Source organism: Ruegeria sp. CJ9 (assembly GCF_056536625.1).
This window is the reverse complement of sequence record NZ_JBQFPY010000002.1, coordinates 427,022-448,912: the sequence shown is the minus strand read 5'-3', so window position 1 is coordinate 448,912 and position 21,891 is coordinate 427,022. Positions and strand designations below refer to the sequence as shown.

21 protein-coding genes and 3 tRNA genes are annotated in these 21,891 nt (G+C 57.3%); 11 read left to right on the top strand and 13 right to left on the bottom strand.

Annotated features, from left to right (window positions below):
* Positions 1–62 precede the first annotated feature (62 nt).
* Positions 63–659, bottom strand: coding sequence for a phosphoribosylglycinamide formyltransferase (gene purN, locus ACR0AJ_RS07725; protein WP_480661810.1), 597 nt, complete (start codon positions 657–659; stop codon positions 63–65).
* On the bottom strand, positions 656–1,702 hold the full coding sequence (purM, locus tag ACR0AJ_RS07720; protein WP_480740510.1) for a phosphoribosylformylglycinamidine cyclo-ligase: 1,047 nt from the start codon (positions 1,700–1,702) through the stop codon (positions 656–658). The genes purN and purM overlap by 4 nt, the downstream gene beginning before the upstream one ends.
* A 107-nt stretch (positions 1,703–1,809) precedes the next feature.
* On the opposite strand from purM, the gene ACR0AJ_RS07715 reads away from it, so the two are divergent.
* A tRNA-Ile gene (locus ACR0AJ_RS07715) sits at positions 1,810–1,886 on the top strand.
* A 410-nt stretch (positions 1,887–2,296) separates the two neighbouring features.
* On the opposite strand, the gene ACR0AJ_RS07710 is transcribed toward ACR0AJ_RS07715, so the two are convergent.
* The 4 genes from ACR0AJ_RS07710 to ACR0AJ_RS07695 form a co-directional block, all read right to left on the bottom strand.
* Positions 2,297–2,467, bottom strand: a complete 171-nt coding sequence (locus tag ACR0AJ_RS07710; protein WP_170348840.1) for a hypothetical protein — start codon at positions 2,465–2,467, stop codon at positions 2,297–2,299.
* A 258-nt stretch (positions 2,468–2,725) separates the two neighbouring features.
* On the bottom strand, positions 2,726–2,986 hold the full coding sequence (locus tag ACR0AJ_RS07705) for a hypothetical protein (RefSeq protein WP_170348841.1): 261 nt from the start codon (positions 2,984–2,986) through the stop codon (positions 2,726–2,728).
* 295 nt (positions 2,987–3,281) lie between these two features.
* On the bottom strand, positions 3,282–3,992 hold the full coding sequence (locus tag ACR0AJ_RS07700) for an aspartate/glutamate racemase family protein (protein WP_170348842.1): 711 nt from the start codon (positions 3,990–3,992) through the stop codon (positions 3,282–3,284).
* Positions 3,993–4,118: 126 nt separating this feature from the next.
* The gene (locus ACR0AJ_RS07695) at positions 4,119–5,036 is read right to left on the bottom strand and encodes a LysR family transcriptional regulator (protein WP_480646839.1); all 918 of its coding nucleotides are present in this window, start codon (positions 5,034–5,036) and stop codon (positions 4,119–4,121) included.
* A 100-nt stretch (positions 5,037–5,136) separates the two neighbouring features.
* Between ACR0AJ_RS07695 and ACR0AJ_RS07690 the strand changes: the two genes are divergently transcribed.
* The 6 genes from ACR0AJ_RS07690 to ACR0AJ_RS07665 all read left to right on the top strand — a co-directional run bounded on the left by ACR0AJ_RS07690 (position 5,137) and on the right by ACR0AJ_RS07665 (position 11,403).
* On the top strand, positions 5,137–6,270 hold the full coding sequence (locus ACR0AJ_RS07690) for an enolase C-terminal domain-like protein (RefSeq protein ID WP_170348844.1): 1,134 nt from the start codon (positions 5,137–5,139) through the stop codon (positions 6,268–6,270).
* Positions 6,267–7,517 carry an NAD(P)/FAD-dependent oxidoreductase gene (locus tag ACR0AJ_RS07685; protein WP_480636791.1) on the top strand — a complete coding sequence of 417 codons (1,251 nt, stop codon included), beginning with the start codon at positions 6,267–6,269 and terminating at the stop codon, positions 7,515–7,517. Before ACR0AJ_RS07690 ends, ACR0AJ_RS07685 begins: the two co-directional genes overlap by 4 nt.
* Positions 7,518–7,567: 50 nt before the next feature.
* Positions 7,568–8,545: a TRAP transporter substrate-binding protein gene (locus ACR0AJ_RS07680; RefSeq protein ID WP_170348846.1), complete on the top strand. Its 978-nt coding sequence runs from the start codon at positions 7,568–7,570 to the stop codon at positions 8,543–8,545.
* A gap of 69 nt (positions 8,546–8,614) precedes the next feature.
* Entirely contained in the window at positions 8,615–9,148 is a 534-nt protein-coding gene (locus ACR0AJ_RS07675) for a TRAP transporter small permease (protein WP_480646843.1), read from the top strand.
* Positions 9,149–9,152: 4 nt separating this feature from the next.
* Positions 9,153–10,466, top strand: coding sequence for a TRAP transporter large permease (locus ACR0AJ_RS07670; RefSeq protein WP_170348848.1), 1,314 nt, complete (start codon positions 9,153–9,155; stop codon positions 10,464–10,466).
* Positions 10,467–10,473: 7 nt separating this feature from the next.
* Complete coding sequence (locus ACR0AJ_RS07665; RefSeq protein ID WP_480740508.1) at positions 10,474–11,403, top strand: hypothetical protein; 930 nt, start codon at positions 10,474–10,476, stop codon at positions 11,401–11,403.
* Here the strand turns inward: ACR0AJ_RS07665 and ACR0AJ_RS07660 are convergent.
* Complete coding sequence (locus tag ACR0AJ_RS07660) at positions 11,390–12,709, bottom strand: ATP-binding protein (RefSeq protein WP_480646847.1); 1,320 nt, start codon at positions 12,707–12,709, stop codon at positions 11,390–11,392. The genes ACR0AJ_RS07665 and ACR0AJ_RS07660 overlap by 14 nt on opposite strands.
* 44 nt (positions 12,710–12,753) lie before the next feature.
* Between ACR0AJ_RS07660 and ACR0AJ_RS07655 the strand changes: the two genes are divergently transcribed.
* From ACR0AJ_RS07655 to ACR0AJ_RS07645, 3 genes are all read left to right on the top strand, one after another.
* Complete coding sequence (locus ACR0AJ_RS07655; protein WP_480740507.1) at positions 12,754–13,668, top strand: MBL fold metallo-hydrolase; 915 nt, start codon at positions 12,754–12,756, stop codon at positions 13,666–13,668.
* A 77-nt stretch (positions 13,669–13,745) separates the two neighbouring features.
* Positions 13,746–13,820 (top strand) — tRNA-Asn (locus ACR0AJ_RS07650).
* 120 nt (positions 13,821–13,940) lie between these two features.
* Positions 13,941–14,015, top strand: a tRNA-Asn gene (locus tag ACR0AJ_RS07645).
* 19 nt (positions 14,016–14,034) lie between these two features.
* Here the strand turns inward: ACR0AJ_RS07645 and ACR0AJ_RS07640 are convergent.
* From ACR0AJ_RS07640 to zwf, 4 genes are all read right to left on the bottom strand, one after another.
* On the bottom strand, positions 14,035–15,654 hold the full coding sequence (locus ACR0AJ_RS07640; protein ID WP_480740505.1) for a long-chain-fatty-acid--CoA ligase: 1,620 nt from the start codon (positions 15,652–15,654) through the stop codon (positions 14,035–14,037).
* A 147-nt stretch (positions 15,655–15,801) separates the two neighbouring features.
* Positions 15,802–17,412 carry a glucose-6-phosphate isomerase gene (pgi, locus tag ACR0AJ_RS07635; protein WP_480740504.1) on the bottom strand — a complete coding sequence of 537 codons (1,611 nt, stop codon included), beginning with the start codon at positions 17,410–17,412 and terminating at the stop codon, positions 15,802–15,804.
* A 5-nt stretch (positions 17,413–17,417) separates the two neighbouring features.
* Positions 17,418–18,089, bottom strand: coding sequence for a 6-phosphogluconolactonase (gene pgl, locus ACR0AJ_RS07630; protein ID WP_480646855.1), 672 nt, complete (start codon positions 18,087–18,089; stop codon positions 17,418–17,420).
* Positions 18,086–19,540, bottom strand: coding sequence for a glucose-6-phosphate dehydrogenase (gene zwf / locus ACR0AJ_RS07625; RefSeq protein ID WP_170358685.1), 1,455 nt, complete (start codon positions 19,538–19,540; stop codon positions 18,086–18,088). The genes pgl and zwf overlap by 4 nt, the downstream gene beginning before the upstream one ends.
* A gap of 163 nt (positions 19,541–19,703) precedes the next feature.
* Here zwf and ACR0AJ_RS07620 point away from each other — a divergent pair, with 163 nt between their 5' ends.
* A complete protein-coding gene (locus ACR0AJ_RS07620; RefSeq protein ID WP_170395934.1) occupies positions 19,704–20,657 on the top strand; it encodes a radical SAM protein in 954 nt (317 codons plus the stop codon).
* Here ACR0AJ_RS07620 and ACR0AJ_RS07615 read toward each other — a convergent pair whose 3' ends face one another.
* Positions 20,658–21,353 (bottom strand): lipid-binding SYLF domain-containing protein, encoded by a 696-nt coding sequence (locus ACR0AJ_RS07615; RefSeq protein ID WP_217353031.1) that lies wholly within the window; start codon positions 21,351–21,353, stop codon positions 20,658–20,660.
* Positions 21,354–21,457: 104 nt separating this feature from the next.
* The gene (locus ACR0AJ_RS07610; RefSeq protein ID WP_058280415.1) at positions 21,458–21,727 is read right to left on the bottom strand and encodes an usg protein; all 270 of its coding nucleotides are present in this window, start codon (positions 21,725–21,727) and stop codon (positions 21,458–21,460) included.
* Between the last annotated feature and the right edge of the window lie 164 nt (positions 21,728–21,891).

Below are 21,891 nucleotides of genomic sequence, written 5' to 3'. Positions count from 1 at the left end.
TACCTAGCCGTAGTGCAGACCATAGGCCGAATTTAACACGCGTGTAAATCACTCTGGGACGTTCAGGGCAGCAACACCGGAGTCCGGTCGCCACTGGCGTAACGGCGCAACACTGCAGGATAAAGTTTATGCTCCCAAACCAGCACACGAGCAGCCAAAGTGTCGGGCGTGTCGCCGGCTTCGATGTTTACCCGTGCCTGCCCCAGGATCGGTCCGTCATCCAGCGCTGCCGTAACCTCGTGAACCGAACATCCATGTTCGGCATCCCCGGCCTCGATCGCGCGGGCATGGGTGTTGAGGCCTTTGTATTTCGGCAACAATGAGGGGTGAATATTCAACATCCGCCTCTGAAAGCGTGAAACGAAATCACCAGTCAGAACACGCATGAACCCCGCAAGACAGACAATATCCGGTTGCGCCTCTTCCAACGGCTTCAGCAGCTCTGCTTCAAACGCAGCGCGGTCGCCCTTGAAGGGGCGGTGATCTACCGCAGCCGTCGGGATGCCACGGTCCGCGGCCTTTTTCAGCCCGCCCGCCGTTGCGTCATTCGACAGAACCAGACACGTGCGTGCCGGGTGATCGCCGACCATGCTGTCGACCAGCGACACCATGTTGGACCCACCCCCCGAAATCAGGATGGCGACGCGCTTGTGACTCACAACAGTTTGCCCGAATAGGCCATGCCGGGCGTGTCGGTCACGGTGCCGATGCGCGCAACCATTTCTCCGGCCTCGGCCAGCAGAGCGGCCAGTTCATCGGCGCTGTCTTCGGCACAGACGACAATCATGCCGATGCCGCAGTTGAAGGTCTTCAGCATCTCGGCCTCGACGATACCACCGGTTTCCGCCATCCAGCGGAAGACGGGCGGCAGGTCCCAGGCGTTCAAGTCGATCTCCGCACCCAGCCCCTCGGGCAGCACGCGCGGCAGGTTTTCGGTCAGACCGCCGCCGGTGATATGGGCCAGCGCGTGTACGCCCCCTGCCCGGATCGCCTGCAGGGCGGGTTTCACGTACAACCGCGTCGGCGTCAGCAGCGCCTCACCCAGCGACCCGTCGCCAAAAGGCGATGCGGCATCCCAGCCCAGACCCGAGATTTCAACCAGCTTGCGCACCAGCGAATAGCCGTTGGAATGCACCCCGTTCGAGGCCAACCCCAGTAGCACGTCGCCCCGCTGCACACCCGCAGGCAGGTGTGCGCCACGCTCCATCGCGCCGACCGAAAAGCCAGCCAGATCGAAATCGCCATCGGGATACATGCCCGGCATCTCAGCCGTTTCACCGCCGATCAGGGCGCAACCGGACTGCACACAGCCCTCGGCAATACCTTCGATGATCCGCGCGGCGGTGTCGGTGTCCAGCTTGCCCGTGGCGAAATAGTCCAGGAAGAACAGCGGCTCGGCCCCCTGACAGATCAGGTCGTTGACGCACATTGCCACCAGGTCGATACCAACACCGTCGACCACACCGGTATCAATGGCAATCCGCAGCTTGGTGCCCACACCGTCGGTCGCGCCCACAAGAATCGGGTCCTGATATCCGGCGTCTTTCAGATCGAACAAGGCACCAAACCCGCCCAGACCGCTCATTACGCCCGAGCGGTTGGTGCGCTTGGCCGCAGGCTTGATCCGGTCGACCAGAGCGTTCCCCGCATCAATATCAACGCCTGCATCGGCATAGGTGATTCCGTTCTTGCCCGTCGTCATGGCCAGCCCCTTATGAATGGTTCCCGCGCGGGTTAGTCGATTGTTGGGCATCTTGCAACGGTCAGGCTTGACGCGGCCGTTCACCGTGATACTCAAAGCGCTCAGGCGGGCCTGTAGCTCAATTGGTTAGAGCAGAGCGCTCATAACGCTTTGGTTGCGGGTTCAAGTCCTGCCGGGCCTACCAAATCACCGCAAAACTGGTTTTCAGAAGGCAAGCAAGGGAACGCTGTTTCTGTGGTTGTTGCGTGATCCAAAGTCGGATCAGACCGAACCAGAACAACACGCATTACTGATAGACCAGAAATCACTTGCCCGGCCGGTCAATCGTATCAAGAAGCTAGATACCCCTAGAACCCAAAGATCCCGCGCTGACCTGAAGGATACTTAAATGGCCTACACTGAGCGCAGTTGGGGAAAAATACGATGCGGATTACCTTAAGAACTGGATTAACAGTGCCCGCGTTGCCCAAATCTGGGATGGCGAGCAACGCGGGCCATAGTCTGGTCAGGGGTTGCCCAGACTAAAGGGACAAAAAGGATACGCGGCAACGCAGGCGCTGGATCACTCGCTGCTTTCGATGCTCAGTAGGATTTCTAATTTGGAGGCTCACCAAAATAACCACCAAGATAGGCTATTACCGAGGCAATTACGCCAATCACGATCACAATAGATATCAATGCGCCGCTACTCCTTGAGTAATAGCCGAGCGTCAAAAGCCCAACGACAAAAATGCCAACTAAAAAATATAATACAGTGTTGTCCATTGCTAATCCCCGACCGCGAAAAACATTTCGTCACTATAAGATAAAAAATCGCCTCAAGTTTAGTGGATACAAAACGCCTTACTCGACTGCAGAGCCTTCACATGCATTCCCTAACCAAAAAAACCGCGTTGTTCGGAGATGTACCTTTACAAACAACGCGGCGACAGTTTGGGGTAGTGTAGGCTATTCGGAGCACGTCAGGGATTGGACCAAATGCCCCGGATTACGATGGCTCCCCATCATTGGGGGGAGGCAAGGTCACTCTTTGGGATCAGCCGCTTCGGCTTTTTGGAAAACGGCTAACGTTACAAACAATCCACCAATCAGCAGCATGTGGCCCACCGCAGTGATTCCGAAAACGAAATAGCTGCCAATCATAAGTGAAAAAATTGCACTCCACATCCACGCCAACATCTGCATCAGCATATGCGCTGTAGATAGAGAGTATTTCTTGAGTGGGTTCTTGGTCTCATCCATTACCGAATCCCACGTCGATTTTACGTCGAAACTATTGGTCATGACTTCCTCCCATTACAAAAGGAATACGGGTCGATCGGTGCTTTAGACCAAAAATTTGCATCATCTTATCATCTGCAATATCTCATTCGCGTGATCTGTGATCGCGCGACTGACGTCTCCAAGTGCCGGCACCGGCCACTAGAAAATCCTGCAAAGTGAAGAAGATATACTACGGCAATTACGCCAATAAAACCGACTCGAGGTGTCGAATCCGCGTGAAATTCATCGTTTAACTTGCACGGGCACGTAGCGCGTTGAATGGATGCAAAACACGTCGCCGCTCAGCGTTAGCCACTCAGTAAACCGGCGGCCTTAACCCTGCCTGAAACCAGCTGACCAGAGAGACGATGGAATACACCGGCAGCCCCGTCGCCGATTGAATATCGGCCGCGTAGGGGCACATGTTTGTGCATTCCAGCACCAACGCGCCGAGGTCGGGATGGGCCTCTTTCATCGCCAGGGCGGCCTCGACATTGTCGGCGCGGGCCTTGTCTACGTCCAGCGTCAGTTCATTATCCAAGATCGCGCGCGTGAATTCCTGCCCGCCCTCGGTCGAGCCGATGGGCGTGCCCTCTGGCACCTGTGCGCTGCGCAGATGGGCCTCGGTCAGGGTCGAGGCCGAGATCGTCAGCACCCCTGCCCGTTTGCCCGCAGGCAATACCTTGTTCACCATTTCGACCTGCATCAGCGAGGATGTGACAACGGGCACCGGGACCGCCTGAGACAGCTCTTTCTGAAACAGCGACAGGAACCCGCAATTGGTGGTGATCCCGTCGACGCCCTCGTCAACCAGCTCGCGCGCGGCATCGACAAAGGCGTCCAGCATCCCCTGCGCTCCACGACGCACCACCAGATCGGGTGAGGCGTTCCGGACAATGCGGAAATGCACCGGAAACGGCCAAGTCAGCGCGTTGCCCATGTCGCCGGGAATGCGGGGAAAGCGTGCGTCCAGCATCAGGATACCCACCGATGCGCCGTAAAGTGATTTGCCACCAGTTGCGATCATTCCTCAAACCTTTTCATTTCCGGACACGTTCTGCAGGGGTCTGTTCGCCATTCGAAACGCGACGACGTGGGCAGAGTTTGCACAGACCGGATAAAGGTCAATAGGCAAAAACTGAGCGCTTGGCATTCAAACGCTGTCGCCGCCATGCGCGTTGGTGGAAAAAGACGCCATCGCGGGCACAAGTTGGTCCAGAAACTCCCGCGCGATGGTCGACAAAGGACGCCCTTTGGCGGTGATAATCGCCAGTTCCAACGTCACCGCGGGCCGAAATGGGCGGGTCTGATATCCGCGCTCAGTATCAAAGGCGACGGTAAATGGGTCGATGACTGCAACCCCCATGCCCTGTTTGACAAAGCTCAGCAGGTTTTCGGACAGATGTGTATGAATTTGCGTGCGCCAAGTCCGGTGCGCCGCCTGAAAAACATCCCGTGTCCCACGATAGGTCTGATGCTCGGGGCCCATCACGATAAAGGGCTCGTTCTCTAGCAACTCAGGGGTCAGCACGTCGTATTGGGCCAAATGGCTGCCTTCGGGAAATGTGGCCAATGTTTCAAAGCGGAACACCTGAGCATTGAGCGTATCGTGCAGAATTGGCACCTCGACAATGCCGACCTCGAACAGGCCCGAGATCACCCATTCCTGAATCTTGGACGAGTATTGCGATTGAAAACTGACCGACAGATTGGGGCGGCTGGCGGCGAAGCGCGCGATTTCCCGTGGCATGAATCCAAACGACAGCATGTGCGGTGCGGCCACTTGCAGCTGACCGGGATGTTTGTTCTGCAAATCCGTCACGGCCTGCGCCACGTGATCCAACCCGCGTACGACGGTGTCCACCTCGCGGTACAGCAAATCAGCTTCGGGGGTTGGTAACAGACGGCCCTTGTTGCGTTCAAACAGCGGCAGACGAGCTTCGCGTTCTAGCTGAGCCAGAAGATTACTGATCCCGGGTTGTGATATCCCCAGAACCGAAGCCGCCCCAGTCACCGTTCCCGTCTCCATAATCGCGTGAAACGCCTGCAATTGCCGAAACCTTAAAGACATTGACATTCCCACATCATTTTTTCTGATACCCTTGCCACAATATAGTATTTGAAATGATATAGCTATCGCGGCACGGTTCCCCCGAACGACCGGAGGACCAATGACCGACTTGAACCAAACCATCACAGGGTTTGACCTTTGGCACCTTGAGCTGCCTGTTACATCACGGCGTGATCATGGAATCGGCTCGGTCGAAGGCAGCTGCGAAATTGTGATCTTGCGCCTGACCTCAGAGGGCGGATCAGAAGGATTTGGCGAAGCGTCGCCATGGTCGGTTTTTACCGGAACACCCGAAGCAACTTACGCAGCGCTGGATCGTTATTTCCGGCCGTTGGTTGTTGGGTCACGTGTGGCAGATCGGGCTGGGATCATGGCCAAGGCCGCCTATGCCGTCGCACATTGCACCGAGGCCAAGGCCGCACTGGAAACCGCCTTGCTGGATCTGACAGGGCGTATCAGCGGCGTACCGGTCTGGGCACTGATGGGTGGCAAATGCCGGGACTCGATTCCGCTGAGTTGTTCGATCGCCAATCCTGATTTCGCGCAGGACATTGCGCTACTCGAGCAATTGCGCGAGGACGGGGTTCGCATCGTCAAGCTGAAGACCGGGTTCAAGGACCATGCGTTCGACATCATGCGGCTTGAACATCTGGCGCAACATTGCCCCGAGTTTTCTGTGCGCGTGGATTACAATCAAGGTCTGTCTATCGAGGATGCTCCTGCTCAGGTACGCGATGTTGCTCAATTCAAACCCGATTTCATCGAACAACCAGTGCGGGCGCATCACTATGGCATGATGGCCAAACTGCGAGGTCAGATCGACCTGCCCCTGCTGGCCGACGAAAGCGTGTTTGGCCCTGAGGATATGGAGCGTGCCGCGCGAGAAGGCATATGCGATGGCGTGTCGGTCAAGATCATGAAGTCCGGTGGGCTTAGCCGGGGTCAGACTGTGGCCCGCATCGCCGCGGCTCATGGGCTCAGCGCCTATGGTGGAGATATGTTCGAGGCTGGTCTGGCGCATCTGGCCGGAACCCACATGATCGCTGCAACACCCGAAATAAAGCTGGGATGCGAGTTCTATCAGGCATCGTATTTCCTGAAAGAAGACATTCTGGAAGACCCCTTCGTGGTGCAGAACGGGCAAGTCATCGTGCCGGACATGCCCGGGATTGGTGGCCGACCGGATCTGGACAAGCTGAACCACTATGCCTTGGCCAAGGCGGTGGCGGCATGAGTGAGCGCAAGACCATTGCCATAATCGGTGCCGGTATTGTTGGCGTGTCCACAGCGGTCTGGCTGCAACGTGACGGGCATGACGTCATATTGATCGACAAGGCTGGACCTGGCGAGGGTACGTCGCACGGCAATGGCGGAGTTCTGGCTTCCTGCTCGATCATTCCAGTCACGGTTCCGGGGCTGCTGCAAAAGGCCCCAAGGATGTTGTTTGATCCGTCCCAGCCACTGTTCTTGAAATGGGGATACGTGCCCAAGCTGTTGCCATGGCTACTGCGCTATCTGAAACATGCCAACGCGAGCGACGTTGAACGCATTGCTGCTGCGCTGACGCCTATTGTCGGCGATAGCCTGAATGACCATAAGGCGCTGGCGCACGGCACCGGGGCCGAGAAGTGGATTGTCCCGTCCGACTATCTGTTCCTTTACGAAAACCGGAAACATTTTGAGAATGATGCACTTGGCTGGGACATCCGGCGCAAGCATGGTTTTGCGTGGGACGAATTAGAAGGCGAAGCCTTTCATGCCTATGACCCGATTTTCAGCAAAGACCTCGGGTTTGCCGCCCGGCTTGCCGATCATGGCCACATCACTGATCCGGGGCGCTATGTCAAAGATCTGGCCGCCCATGTCGAGGACAATGGAGGCAAAGTTATACGCGCCGCAGTCGAAGACGTGGTTCGGGACAACGGCAAAGTTACAGGTGTACACACAGGCGGTACAACCATCCCCTGCGACACAGCGATTATAACGGCGGGGGTCTGGTCCGGCCCCTTGGCTGACCAGCTGGGCATTTCTGTTCCTCTTGAAAGCGAACGCGGGTATCATCTTGAATTAGTGGAACCTTCCGCGATGCCGAAAAGCCCGGTTATGGTAGCGTCAGGCAAATTCGTCGCCACTCCGTTAGAGGGTCGCATCCGTCTGGCCGGGATTGTCGAGTTCGGCGGGTTGGACGCGCCGCCCTCGAAGGCGCCGTTCGAATTAATGCGCAAGAATGCCCGGGCGGCTTTTCCGGGTGTGACATGGAAGGATGAAGTGGAATGGATGGGGCACCGGCCCGCACCCGCAGATTCGATACCGGTTATCGGTGAAGTTCCGGGGATTGACGGCGCGTATATGGGTTTTGGCCACCATCACATCGGTCTGACGGGCGGGCCGAAAACAGGGCGTCTTTTGGCGCAAATGATCGCGGGCAGACTTCCGAACACGGATGTCAGCGTTTACGCCCCGTCGCGATACGCAAATTAGCAAAGCCGGTGAACAACACCGGCAGAATCAATACCAACTGGGAGACTAAAATGAAAAAACTGACGAGCCTTATGGCAGCAACCGCACTGACCGCTGCCGCAGCCCTGCCGGTCGCTGCCGAAAAATGGGACATGCCGATGGCCTATTCGGCGTCGAACTTCCATTCGGCCACAGGTGCTGAATTCGCCAAATGCGTGACCACCGGTACCGGCGGCGAGATCGAGATTGTCACCCACCCTTCGGGTTCCCTGTTCAAAGGGGCGGATATCAAACGCGCCATTCAGACCGGCCAAGCCCCTATTGGAGAGCGTCTGCTGTCCGGCCACCAGAACGAAAACGCATTGTTCGGCTTTGACTCGATCCCCTTCCTAGCAACTTCCTTTGACGACAGCGCCAAGCTTTGGGATGCTGCAAAACCCTCGATCGAGAACCTGTTGGCCGAACAGAACCTAACGCTGCTTTATGCAGTGCCGTGGCCGCCGCAGGGGCTGTACTTTAAGGACGAGGTGAACTCGGTCGCTGACATGAAAGGCATCAAGTTCCGCTCGTACAACAACGCCACGTCACGTCTGGCCGAGCTGACCGGAATGCTGCCGGTGACCATCGAAGCGGCCGAGATCAGCCAGGCCTTTGCCACTGGCGTTGCCGATTCCATGGTATCTTCTGGCTCAACCGGGTATGACCGCAAAGTTTGGGAAAGCCTGGATTATTTCTACGAAGTAGATGCCTGGCTGCCGCGCAACTACGTGATGGTGAACTCGGATATCTGGGCGGGCGTGTCTGACGCGAACAAGAACGTCATCAAAGCCTGCGCCGAACTGGCGGAATATGCGGGGAACTGGCGGGCCAAGGAATATACCGGGTTCACCCTGCAAGGCTTGCGTGACGGCGGCATGACCGTTGGTCCGGCGTCCGAGCAGATGACCAACGAGTTGAAAGAAATCGGCGTAACCATGACCAATGAATGGCTCGAGGCCGCCGGGGACGAAGGCAAAGCCATTGTCGACGCCTTCCAAGCACAACAATAACCAAATGGACGCGGGCGGCAGCGATCTGCCGCCCGTTCTCTATCCAACCAAAAGAAAAGCGGGGACAGTATGGCAGCGTTACGAGGGCTTCGGTCCGTACTGGATTTCATCTACCTGGCAGCAGGCGTACTAGCGGCGTTGAGCCTTATCGCCATACTGGTTCTAATTGTGGTGCAGATGCTGGCCCGTTGGACCGGCGAGGTATTCCCTGGCGCGCCCGACTATGCCGGGTATGCGATGGCCGCGGCCTCATTCCTGGCTTTTGCCAATGCGCTGAACCGGGGCAGCCATATCCGCGTGTCGATCCTGTTGAATGCGGTGCCCGATAAATTTCGCCGGGTGCTGGAGTTTTGGTGTTTTGGTATCGGCACGGCCGTCATGTGGTACTTCTGCTGGTACGCCTACCGCTTTGTTTATTGGAGCTGGAAGTTCAACGATATCAGCCAGGGACAGGACAAAACCGCGCTTTGGATACCGCAATCGGCCATGTTAATCGGCGCGGTCATTCTGGCCATCGCCCTGACTGATCATCTGATTCACGTGATCTTCCGCGGCGATCACCGCATCACCCGCGATCTTGCCGATCAAAGCCACGGAGAGTGAGAGCATGGAAAACGCATCAATCATCATCCTCTTCCTCTTTGTTCTATTCACTCTGTTGGGCACCGGCGTCTGGGTCGGGCTGGCACTGATGGGCGTCGCCTGGGTCGGGATGGAGCTGTTCACTACTCGCCCCGTCGGCGACGTCATGATCACCACCATCTGGTCAGCCTCGTCCTCATGGACGCTGACGGCGCTGCCGATGTTTATCTGGATGGGTGAAATCCTGTATCGAACGCGATTGTCCGAAGACATGTTCAAGGGGCTTTCACCGTGGATGGCCCCCCTGCCCGGCGGTCTGGTGCATACCAATATCGTAGGTTGTACGGTCTTTGCCGCCGTGTCGGGCTCGTCCGCGGCGACGCTGACCACGGTTGGCAAGATGTCGATCCCAGAACTGCGCAAGCGCAATTATCCCGAACGCATGATCATCGGCACTCTGACGGGTGCTGCGACACTGGGCCTGATGATCCCGCCTTCGCTGACGCTGATCGTTTATGGCGTCACCATCAATGAATCGATTACCAAGCTGTTCTTTGCTGGCATCCTGCCGGGTCTGGTGCTGGCTTGCATGTTCATGGGCTATGTCGCGATCTATTCCAAAATCGGCAAGGACTGGAACCCGAACCAGGAAAACAAACTGACCTTTGCCGAGAAGATCAAGAACTCGCGCTTTTTGCTGCCTGTGATCCTGTTGATCGTCGTGGTCATCGGTTCGATGTATCTGGGATATGCCACCGCGACCGAGGCCGCCGCCTTTGGTGTGATCGGAGGGCTGTTGCTCGCCGCTGGTCAGGGTTCGTTGAACTGGAAGACGTTCACTGAAAGCCTCATGGGGGCCACTCGCACCAGCGCGATGATCGCATTGATCCTTGCGGGCGCGGCTTTCCTGTCGCTGTCGATGGGCTTTACCGGCCTGCCACGCGGTCTGGCCGATCTGATTGCCGGATGGGAACTGACGCGGTTCGAACTGCTGATGGTGCTGCTTGTGTTCTACATCATCCTTGGGTGTTTTCTGGATGGCATTTCCTCGGTCGTGCTGACCATGGCTGTGGTCGAGCCTATGATCCGCGACGCCGGAATCGACCTGATCTGGTTCGGTATCTTTATCGTCGTCGTGGTCGAAATGGCGCAAATCACGCCGCCTATCGGGTTCAACCTGTTTGTGATGCAGGGCATGACCAATCATGAAATGAGCTATATCGCCCGTGCTGCGATTCCGATGTTCCTGATCATGGTTGTTATGGTTTTCGTCCTGATCTGGTTCCCGGATTTGGCCACTTGGCTACCGAATAACCTGCGGCAAGGCCCAACCGGGTAGCCTGCCTTTGAACCCGCTGCACATCGCTGCCCGCCACGGACCGTATGTTCTGTTGGCGGGCCTTTTGTCGGGGTTGCTGCTGCCGGGGTTGGCGCAACCGATGCGGTCGCTGTTGCCGCCGATGGTTGTGCTGTTGCTGTTCGTCACCGTGCTACGAATGGAGCCCGCGCGCATATTCGGATCACTGCGTGATCTGCCCCGCGTTGTCTTGGTAGTTCTTGGTCTACAGCTTGCGATGCCCCTGACATTTCTGACGGTCGGTGCATTGGGCGGGTGGCTCGACACCCCCACCCTGTTTGCCTTGTTGGTCATGACCGCGGCTCCCTCCATCGCTGGCAGCCCAAATATGTGTCGGATGATGGGGCACCCATCTGAATACGCGCTCCGCCTTTTGGTGATCGGTACTGCAGTACTGCCAATGACCATAGCCCCGGTTTTCTGGTTCGCGCCGCAACTGGGCGGATTCGATACGGTGCTTTGGGCCGCGTTAAAACTGCTAATCACAATCCTGCTGGTGACGCTGACCGCAGTCGCTATTCGCAAAACGCTGTTGCGAGACCCATCGCCCACAACAGAAAGTGCGCTCGAAGGCCTTGCCAACATCACATTGGCTCTCTTCGTCATTGGTCTGATGCCCTCAGTCAGCGAGGTCATCCTGACCGATCCGAAACGAGCGTTCCTTTGGATTACCTTCGCCTGCGCGGCCAATTTTGGCGTTCAGGTCGTCTGTTTTCGACTGACCCGGCTTCGTATGCCCACAGCCGCGTCGACGGCAGTGTCGCTGATCGCAGGCAACCGCAATATCGCGCTGTTCTTCGTGGCTTTAGCGCCCGAGGTTACTGCGCCGATCATGGTGTTCATCGGGGCCTATCAAATTCCGATGTACCTGACTCCGCTGGTGATGCAGCGCATGTACAGGGTCGTTAGCGACCGATGATAATGTCAGCGCAGAGGCCGCCCAGCCGCTCACTTTTGCTCAGACGCACCACGCCCCCATGGGCCCGCGCGATATCTGAAACGATGGCAAGGCCCAACCCCACTCCGGTACCCTGATTCTGATTGCGCGCCGGATCAAGGCGCGCGAACGGTTTGACCGCTTCGGATCGCTGTTCAGGTGGAATTCCTGGCCCGTCATCCTCGACCCGGATACGCAGGGATTTGGGTGTGATGGACAGGCTGACATCCGCGCGATTGCCATACCGCACGGCGTTTCCAATCAGGTTTTCCACGGCTCGCCGTATGGCAGTGGGACGCAACATGACCGTCCCTTCCCCCTCGACCGAGATCAAATCGACCTCATGCCCTGCACGACGCGCGTCTTTGACGATTTGCTCCAACAGCACCTTCGGATCGACAGATTCCGGAGCGCCCTCGGCCGCACCGCGAGAAAACTCAAGGAACGCATCCAGCAGCAATTGCATCTCATCGACATCCTGCTGCAAAGGGGCCGCTTCATCCTCGGGCAACATCGAAAGGCCAAGTTTCAAACGCGTCAGCGGTGTGCGCAAATCGTGACTGACCCCCGACAGCATCATGGTGCGCTGCTCCATCTGGCGCTCAATACGGGCACGCATATCCAGAAAAGCACTGCCCGCCGCGCGTACTTCGATGGCCCCACCGGGAGAATACGGCACCACCCTGCCCCGACCAAAGGCCTGCGCAGCCTCGGCCAGACGAGTGATCGGACGCAATTGATTGCGCATATACAGGAAAGAAATCGTGGTCATGACAACCGCAAAGAACACCATTGTCACGATCAACTGGTGTGGCGCTACCGGAGACAGACGACGGCGATCAAAAGTCAGCTGTAGAATGCCCAGATCCGTCTGCAGATACAGCCGCGCCTCTTGTCCGCTGGGCAAGGCAACCGCAATCAAATCTGGAAGCAAGGCCCGCAGATCGGCCTCGACCTGGGGTGCAATGAAATCGTACCAACGGCGGTGACCAACCATTGGTTCGTCGTTAATGCCCAGAAACCGGGCCTTCATTTCAAGCGCTTGCAGGTCAAGCCGAACAGCCGCCATCGCCTGTTGTTGCGTTTCCGTCTCTTCCATGACTTCCGTGATCAACATCACTTCGCGCGAAGCAGCGCGTGTCATTTGCGCCGTGACGTCTTCCAGATGTTTTTGCAGGAACGCGACCCCCACCACCAGCAACACCACGACCACCGGCAGGACCAGGATCAGTGCAGCACGGGCATAGAGGCTGCGCGGCATATAGTGTTTGAGCCAAAGCGCGGACATGCGCTAAACCTAACGGGCTGTTACGACAAGAGAAAGAGGTCAGAATGCAGGCGCCTGACGATTTCAATCCGCCCGCCGGCCCGGCGGTCGAGCTGCAGCCGGGATTGCGGCGTATTCTGGCGCCAAATCCATCCCCAATGACATATCGCGGGACCAACACTTATCTGGTGGGCACCAGCGAGCTTGCCGTGATCGACCCTGGTCCGCTCAGCAATGAACATCTGGATGCGATTCTGGCGGGACTACTACCCGGACAGCGGATCAGCCATATCATCGTTACCCACAGCCATCTGGATCACTCTCCGCTGGCCCAACCCTTGGCGGATCGTACAGGAGCACCGATCATGGCCTTTGGAGGGCCCGAGGCCGGGCGTAGCGCAGTTATGACTCAACTGGCCGAGAGCGGTTTAGTCGGCGGCGGTGAAGGCATCGACACCAGCTTTCGCCCCGACATCAAACTTGCGGATGGGGCTTTGATCTCAGGCGACGGCTGGCAGCTTGAGGTGATTCACACCCCCGGCCATCTGGGAAATCATATCGCGCTTGGCTGGGGTGAGGTCTGTTTCACGGGTGATCACGTCATGGGTTGGGCCAGTTCACTGGTTTCGCCCCCAGACGGTGACCTGACGGATTTCATGGCGGCCTGCCATCGTCTGCACTCACGCGAGTGGGCCGTCTTTCACGCCGGGCATGGCGCGCCGATTGCCGAACCCGCAGCGCGGCTGGACTGGCTGATCAATCACCGCCTGACACGCGAAGCACAGATTCTGTCTGCGCTGGAAGATCACCCCGGTACGGCCCGAGAACTGGCCGAGCGAATTTACGTCGACACTCCGACCGCCCTTTTGCCTGCTGCTGAACGGAATGTTTTCGCCCATTTGATTGATCTGATTGGGAAATCTCAGGTCACTTACGAAGGAAAGCTGTCAGCTGACACCCGTTTCATCAGACAAACCTAAGCCGCCGGAACTTTTTTTCGAAAACGTCGAATTCCCCTCTGGACGGCAAAAATCGGGATTGTTATACGGCCCTCAGTTCCGGCGTAGCTCAGCGGTAGAGCAGTTGACTGTTAATCAATTGGTCGTAGGTTCGATCCCTACCGCCGGAGCCAAATCCGCCCCACCTTAAATCCCCATCACCAACGGTCGTTTGCGGCGCAAGATTTTTCGACGAAAAATCTTATGCGCCCTCTGGACGCCGCAGAAACTGGTTGCTATACGGCGCGGACCGTTCCGGCGTAGCTCAGCGGTAGAGCAGTTGACTGTTAATCAATTGGTCGTAGGTTCGATCCCTACCGCCGGAGCCATTTCCCACGTTTTTTAAGATCAGCCCACCAAGGCGTCCTTGAATTCCGCGCGCAAGTTACGTTTCAGAACCTTACCCGTTGCGTTCAGAGGCAAGGCATCCACAAACACCACCTTGTCCGGCACCTGCCATTTAGCGATTTTGCCGTCATAAAATGTCAGCACCTCTTCTTCGCTTGGGGCCTCCCCCTCGGCGCGTACGGCCACCAGCAGTGGGCGCTCGTCCCACTTTGGATGCGGTACGCCAACCACGGCTGCGGTCGCCAATTTGGGATGCGCGACGGCGATGTTCTCTAACTCGACCGAACTGATCCACTCACCCCCGGATTTGATGATGTCCTTGGACCGGTCGCGGATGGTCATATAGCCGTCAGAGTCCACCGTTGCGACATCACCAGTGGCAAACCAGCCATCCCGCAGCAAATCTTCATCTTGCATCTGGAAATAACTGTCCAGAACCCACGGCCCGCGAACCAGCAGATCACCTTGGGTTTCGCCGTCATGCGGCAGATCATTGCCGTCATCGTCGACGATCTTCAGATCGACACCATAACAGGGCCTTCCCTGGCTTTCTCGAATGGCGTGCTGCTCGTCTTCCGGCAGGTCAAAGTGCTTGGCCAGAGGGTGATTTGCGGTCCCCAACGGACTCATCTCGCTCATCCCCCAGGCGTGGATGGTGTCGACGCCATAAGTTTCGCGGAAGGTTTCGATCATCGAAGGCGGGCACGCGGCCCCGCCGATCACCGTCCGCTGCAGGCTGGCCAGCTTGCTGCCAGACTGCTCGGCAAAAGCCAACAGCCCTTGCCAGATCGTCGGCACGCCCATGGCCAGAGTGACGCCGTAAGTGTCGATCAGATTCACCAGCGCCTCACCATGCAAACCCGGCCCCGGCAACACCATCCGCGATCCCGACATGGCGCAAGCATATGGGGACCCCCAGGCGTTTACATGGAACATCGGAACCACCGGCATGACCACATCCATCGCCGAAAACCCGATAACGTCGCGTGTGTTCGATCCGAAACTGTGCAGCACGGTGGAGCGATGCGAATACAACACCCCCTTTGGATTGCCGGTTGTGCCAGATGTGTAACACAGGCCGGATGCAGTGTTTTCGTCAAAGCTGGGCCATTCAAAACTGGCCTCACCGGTCTCGATCAGATCGTCGTAAAATTGCACACCCGGTATCTGCGCAATTGCGTCATCGTTTCTTGGCCCCATCAGGACGAAATGTTGAACATCGGGCAAATGCTCGTGCAGGGCTGCGACCAAAGGAATAAAGGTTGCGTCGAAAAACAAAACCCGGTCCTGTGCATGGTTGATGATATAGGTCAGCTGTTCGGGAAACAGTCGCGGGTTGACGGTGTGGCACACGAACCCCGCCCCGGAAGTGGCATAGTAGATCTCAAGATGCCGCCGGTTATTCCAAGCCAGCGTCGCAATCCGCGTCTGTGGTTCCAATCCCAACTTGGACAGTGCCGAGGCCAGTTTCCGCGCGTTTTCAGCCACTTGCGACCAACTGCTATGGCTAACTGTACCATCGGTTTCAACCGAATAAATCTCAGTCTGACCGTGAAAGCGGTCGGCGTGATCAATCAGCGACGAGATCAGCAAGGGCTGCGTCATCATCTGTCCCAGCATGGGCGTCCTCCCTATGGCGGTGCCACTTTGTGCCCGCAATCACATCGGGCGATATGGCTTTTCCTTAGGCAGAGCCTGCCAAGCATTTAATTGTCTGACAATAAAAGAATGCGATTTGCCGTTGCGGCAGGTGGTAAAATCGAACCCTCAATCGCGGTGTTTTAGCGCATAAGCAACCAGCGAGGCGGTCGAGCCATCCTTGCCGTCAGCGCTAACTTCACCATCCACTATCGGACCCAGCGAGGTCGCCAATTCCTTGCCCAGTTCCACCCCCCATTGGTCGAATGAATTGATTCCCAGCAGAACCCCTTCGACGAAAACACGGTGTTCGTACATGGCGATGATTTGGCCCAGCACATACGGTGTGAGCTTCGGATAAATCAGGGTCGAGGACGGCCGGTTGCCCGGGAACACACGGTGACGGGCCTGACGTTCAAGCTCCTCACTGGCCAACCCTTGTTCGGCCATGCGCTGCCGCGCCTCATCCAACGACCGGCCGCGCATCAGCGCTTCGGATTGGGCCAGACAATTGGCCAGCAAAAGGCGGTGGTGGTGGGTAAGTTCGGGCTCGTGCCCTTCGGCGGCCACCATGAATTCGCAGGGGATCACATCGGTGCCCTGATGGATCAACTGGTAAAAGGCGTGCTGGCCATTGGTGCCCGGTTCACCCCAAACCACAGGCCCCGAAGGCATGGTCAAGGCGCTGCCGTTCATTGCAACGGATTTACCGTTCGACTCCATCTCAAGCTGTTGGAAATAGGCGGGAAGACGCAGCAGTCGTTGATCATAGGGCAGAACCGCGCGGCTGGTATATCCCAGAACCTGGCGGTGCCAGACCCCAACCAGAGCCAGCATTACCGGCATGTTCTCGATCCAGTCAGCAGCGCGGAAATGGACGTCCATCGCCTGTCCCCCGCGCAGAAAGGCATCAAACGCGTTCGAACCGACGGCGATCATCACCGGTAGCCCAACCGGCCCCCAGACGGAATAGCGCCCCCCTACCCAATCGGCAAAACCAAATACGTGATCTTGGGCGATACCAAAGGCATCGGTCTTATCTACCGCACACGACACGGCTGCGAACTGTTTTCCACAATCGCCACCGCCATCCGTTAACCAGGCACGGGCGGTCCGGGCGTTGGTCATGGTTTCAATGGTGGTGAATGTCTTGGATGCGACAATCACCAGCGTCCGGGTCGGGTCAAGTGGGCGCAGCGTATCCGCGATATGCGCGCCATCGACATTGGACACATAGTGCAGGTTTGGCCCGTCGTGATACGGGGCCAACGCATGCGTGGCCATCACTGGCCCAAGATCCGAGCCGCCGATGCCGATATTCACGACGTCGGTAAAGCTGCCACCTGTCCCGGAAATCGCGCCGCCGCGCACCTCTTCGGCGAAAACCCGCATCCGGTGCAGCGTGTCCAGAACGTCAGGCATCACATCCAGACCGTCGATCTCAACTGGTCCGCCATCCAGATTACGCAACGCCGTGTGCAATACCGCGCGCCCTTCGGTTTCGTTGATCTTGGCACCCGAGAACATGGCGTCGCGCCGTTCCGCCAGACCCGCCGTATCGCACAGCCGGATCAAAGCGCCGCGGATGTCCGCGTCAATACTGGTTTTCGAGTAATCAAAGAGCAGGTCACCGGTTGAGGCCGAATACCCCTGCGCCCGGTTTGCATCCTTACTGAACAGACTCAGAATGGGCTGCCCCTTCCGCTCTGCTGCTAGTGCTTTGAGTGTCTCCAGTTTCATAGCGCCTACTCCGCCCAATGTACGGTCATGCCACTCAGCACTGCTGCGATGGGGGCCTCTTCCGGTGGCAGGGACATGGACCGTTCCAAAGCATCCCGTTTCGCGTTCCCGAAAATGATCAGGTGTTTTGACAAGGCACCGTCCAAAACAGGCGCAGTCAGCGTGATACGGGGTTCCGGCTGAACCTCGGTCCGTGCCACCGCCAGAGGACGCGCGTGACCGTCCAACGCGGCCTCAAGCCCATCCATACCCGGGAACAGGGATGCCGTGTGCATATCCTCGCCCATTCCCAACACCAGCACCGACAAGGGCCGGATCGGAATGATCAGGCTTTCGATTTCCGGCAATACATCCTCGGGCTCCTTTCCCGGCACGTACAGAGGGATATATTGCGCCACCGACGCCCGATTGGTCAGCAACCGCTCGCGGATCAGACGCTCGTTCGAGCGGTCGTGATCACCCGGCACACAGCGTTCATCGGTGGGCAGAACCCGCACCCGGTCCCATTCCAAATCCGCCGCGCACAGTACATCAAACATCGGGCCGGGCGTCGTGCCTCCGGGTACTGCCAACGAGGCAAAGTCGTGATGCAGCAAGGCGGATTCCAGTTCACCTGCCAGCACGTTTGCAACGTCGATGGCCAGCATATCCCGGTCGGCGTATTCCTGTATGTTCATGGGTTTATCCCTTGCCAGCGGCGACCGTCTCGTTTCATCAGCAGCTCGGCGTCGCCCGGGCCAGTGCTGCCGCTTTCATAAGGTTTGGGAACATCCCCGCGCGCCTGCCAGCCCGCGATGATCGGATCGGTCCAGGCCCATGCGGCCTCGACCTCATCTCCGCGCATAAACAGGGTTTGGTTGCCGCGGATCACGTCCATCACCAAACGCTCATAAGCGTCCGGCGGGTTCTGGTTTTCCGGCCCCAATGCCTCGGCAAAACTCATGTCCAGAGGCACGTCGACCAGGCGCATCCCACCCTGCCCCGGTTCCTTGATCGTCACCTTCAGCGTGATGCCTTCGTTCGGCTGCAGGCGGATCGACAAAACGTTGGCGTGGCGCCCGGCATCTGCGCCAAAGATCGAATGCGGCGCGTCTTTGAACATCACATTGATCACCGAAGATCGCGCCACAAGCCTTTTGCCCGTACGCAAATAAAACGGCGTACCCGCCCACCGCCAGTTACTGACGTGAGCCCGCAGCGCCACATAGCTTTCCGTGGTCGAACGTGGATTACCAACAGTATCCCGATAGCTGCGTCCACTCAGCCCACCTTCAAACTGACCGCGCACAATGTGGTGCGGCTCGACCGGGTCCAATGCGCGGATCACCTTGAGCTTTTCGTCCCGTACCGCGTCGGGGTCGAACTTGGCCGGCGGTTCCATCGCGATCAGGCAGAGCAGTTGCATCAGGTGGTTCTGCACCATGTCACGCATGGCGCCTGCGCGCTCATAATACTCTTCGCGCCCGTCAATGCCGACGGATTCGGCCACGGTGATCTGGATGTGGTCGACATACTGACTGTTCCACAATGGCTCGAAAAGCATGTTGCCAAACCGAACGGCCATCAGGTTCTGAACGGTTTCTTTGCCCAGATAATGGTCGATCCGGTAAATCTGCCCTTCTGAGAAATGCGCCGCTAGCGTCGCATTCAACGCCTGCGCGCTGCCCAGATCGTGACCAAAGGGTTTTTCGACAACGATCCGTGTCTGGGTCGTGGCCAGATCATTTGCTTTGATCCGTTCGGCCAGCGGTCCGAACAGGCGCGGCCCAACTGAGAAATAGAACGCCCGTACCCGATCAATTGTGAGCTTCGCTGCAAGCTGACCCCACCCCTCATCCGTAAGCGCATCTAACGCGACATAATCAACCCGTTGCAAGAACGCATTCAATGCCTTGGCATCCGCACAATGCGCGGGCGCATGTTCGCGCAACGATTGCGCGACCACATCCCGAAACGCATCGCTGTCCAATTCCGATCTGGCGGCACCAATGATCTGAACATCCTCGGGCCATTGTCCGGCACAATAGCGACGGAACAGCGCCGGCAGGATTTTACGCTGCGCAAGATCGCCGGTACTGCCAAAAATGACCAGATCGAACGGGTCGACGGGGATGACGCGAGAAACCATGCGTTTGCCTTACCTTACCCCTGAGGGCATGTCCAATGTTAGCGCAAACAAAATTACACTTTTTCCCATCATCAAAACTCTGTCAGGTCGGCCGTGGCACCCTTAACTAATTCGGTCTGAAAGGCTAAGTCAGCAGCAGGACTGCAAAGAACCGGATACCGGAATGAAAGACAACGCCTCTCAGATTGCCAATATCGGCAAATTTCAGAACACATTGGTGACGGCTGACGGGCAAACGCGGGCCTCGGTTGCGCTTAGCAACCCTGAAACGCTTTGGTTCAATACCGGTACCTTGTGCAATATCGAATGTGTCAACTGCTATATCGCAAGCAGCCCGACCAACGATGCACTGGTCTATATCACCGCTGATGAGGTGCGGTACTATCTGGATCAAATCGAAGCTCGAAATTGGCCGGTTCGGGAAATCGGGTTCACTGGTGGCGAACCATTCATGAACCCAGAAATGATCGACATGACCCGCGCCGCGCTGGAGCGTGGGTATGAGGTTTTGATTCTCACCAATGCCATGCAACCAATGATGCGCCGAAAGATGCGTGAGGGTCTGCTGGAATTGCAGCGTGACTACGGCAACAAGCTAACCCTGCGAATCTCGGTCGATCACTACTGCTCCGATCTGCATGACGAAGAACGTGGCAAGGGCAGCTTCGCCAAGACCGTGACCGGGATGGAGTGGCTGCGTGACAACGGCTTAAACATGGCCGTGGCCGGGCGCACTGTCTGGGGTGACAGCGACGCGGAAAGCCGCGCTGGCTATGCTGCGTTTTTCAAGCAGCACGGCTTTGACATTGACGCCCAAAACCCGGGCCAGACGGTCCTGTTCCCCGAAATGGACGAAACCATCGAAGTGCCGGAAATCACCACAGCTTGCTGGGGTATTCTGGACAAATCACCCGACGCCGTGATGTGTGCCAGCGCCCGTATGGTGGTAAAGCGCAAGGGTGCGGAACGCCCCGCCGTTCTGGCCTGCACACTTTTACCTTATGCGCCCGAATTCGAAATGGGTCACACCCTGGCCGAGGCCGAGGCGGACGTACACCTCAACCATCCCCACTGCGCCAAATTCTGTGTTTTGGGCGGGGCCAGCTGTTCGGGCTGATCAATTCAGTTCGGGCGACTCCCAGAATTTCGTGCCGGACGCCCCAGCCGAGACGCGCCAGCCTTTCTTGCCCAGCACGAAAAAGGACCGGCCATCAGTGAACCGCACGGTTTCCCCGCTGCGCTCGTCACCGTACATCGCCCCGGTTTCCGCTGTTGCGTCGTAACCATATTCGATAAATTTCGCCAGATCGGCGGGGGTTTCGAACAGGATCACGAACTTGGTTTCAAACCCACCAATACCCACTGCGGCACCCACTCCGCCAGTACCCATGTTCATATAAGTGTGCTGACCGGTATCCATTGAAACGGCCACCCCGCGCCCATACCCGGCCGAGACCGGAAACACCGTAACCTTGCGCGAGTCGAACACGGCGTAACCCGCACTAACGTCATACAACGCTTTTGCGTCGGGGTTTTCCGCTAATAACTGGGTAAGAACCTCGCTGGCCATCGCGTCCAGCTTGGCGCGCGTCTCTTCCGGGGTGGCCTCGTTCGTCACCAAATCCGTGGTCGAGTTGATGGTCCCCTCAACCGCGCTTGCACCTTTCTGAATGGTGTTGCCCACGGTTTCAGTCCCACGCCCTACAGCGTCGGCCGTATTCGCAGCACCTTTTTTGATTTTATCAAAGACGCCTTCGGCGACGGCTGGTCCGCCAGTTAACAGCGCAGCGGCGAAAAGCAAAGCTCGGGACATAAAGCGATTCCGTATGTGACCAATGGATTGGTCGACACCATAACCCAAGCACCAATAAATTTAACGCGTCTCAATCGTTACTGACCAAAAAACAGGCTGGATATTCAATTGACCCTGAATTCACCCACCATGTTGCGCCATTCACCGGGCGCGATCATCTTGCGATGCGTAAACCGGACCGAATGCAGCGGACCGTCAATCTCGCGCTGCCAGAAGTCGATGAAATCGAACAATTTCGGATGATCCGGCGCCAGATCGTAATCCTGCCAGATGAACGTGTTCAGAACGTGGATGTAATCGGGCATGCGGTAGAAGAATTCTGCCGTTGTCAGCCCGTACCCTTTGAGCATTAGTTCGGTTTCGCTTTGCTCCATGCAGACCTCCAATTTTGTTGCAAGGTCTCTTCAGGGTAACACGAAAACACCCTAACCCTTAGTTAACAATATGTTACTCAGGTGTTACGGGGGTTTTTCGCATGCAAAATCGTTGCTTGCTTGCACCTTATGTGCCGGGTCTGATAAGGTGCATCCACAAGATA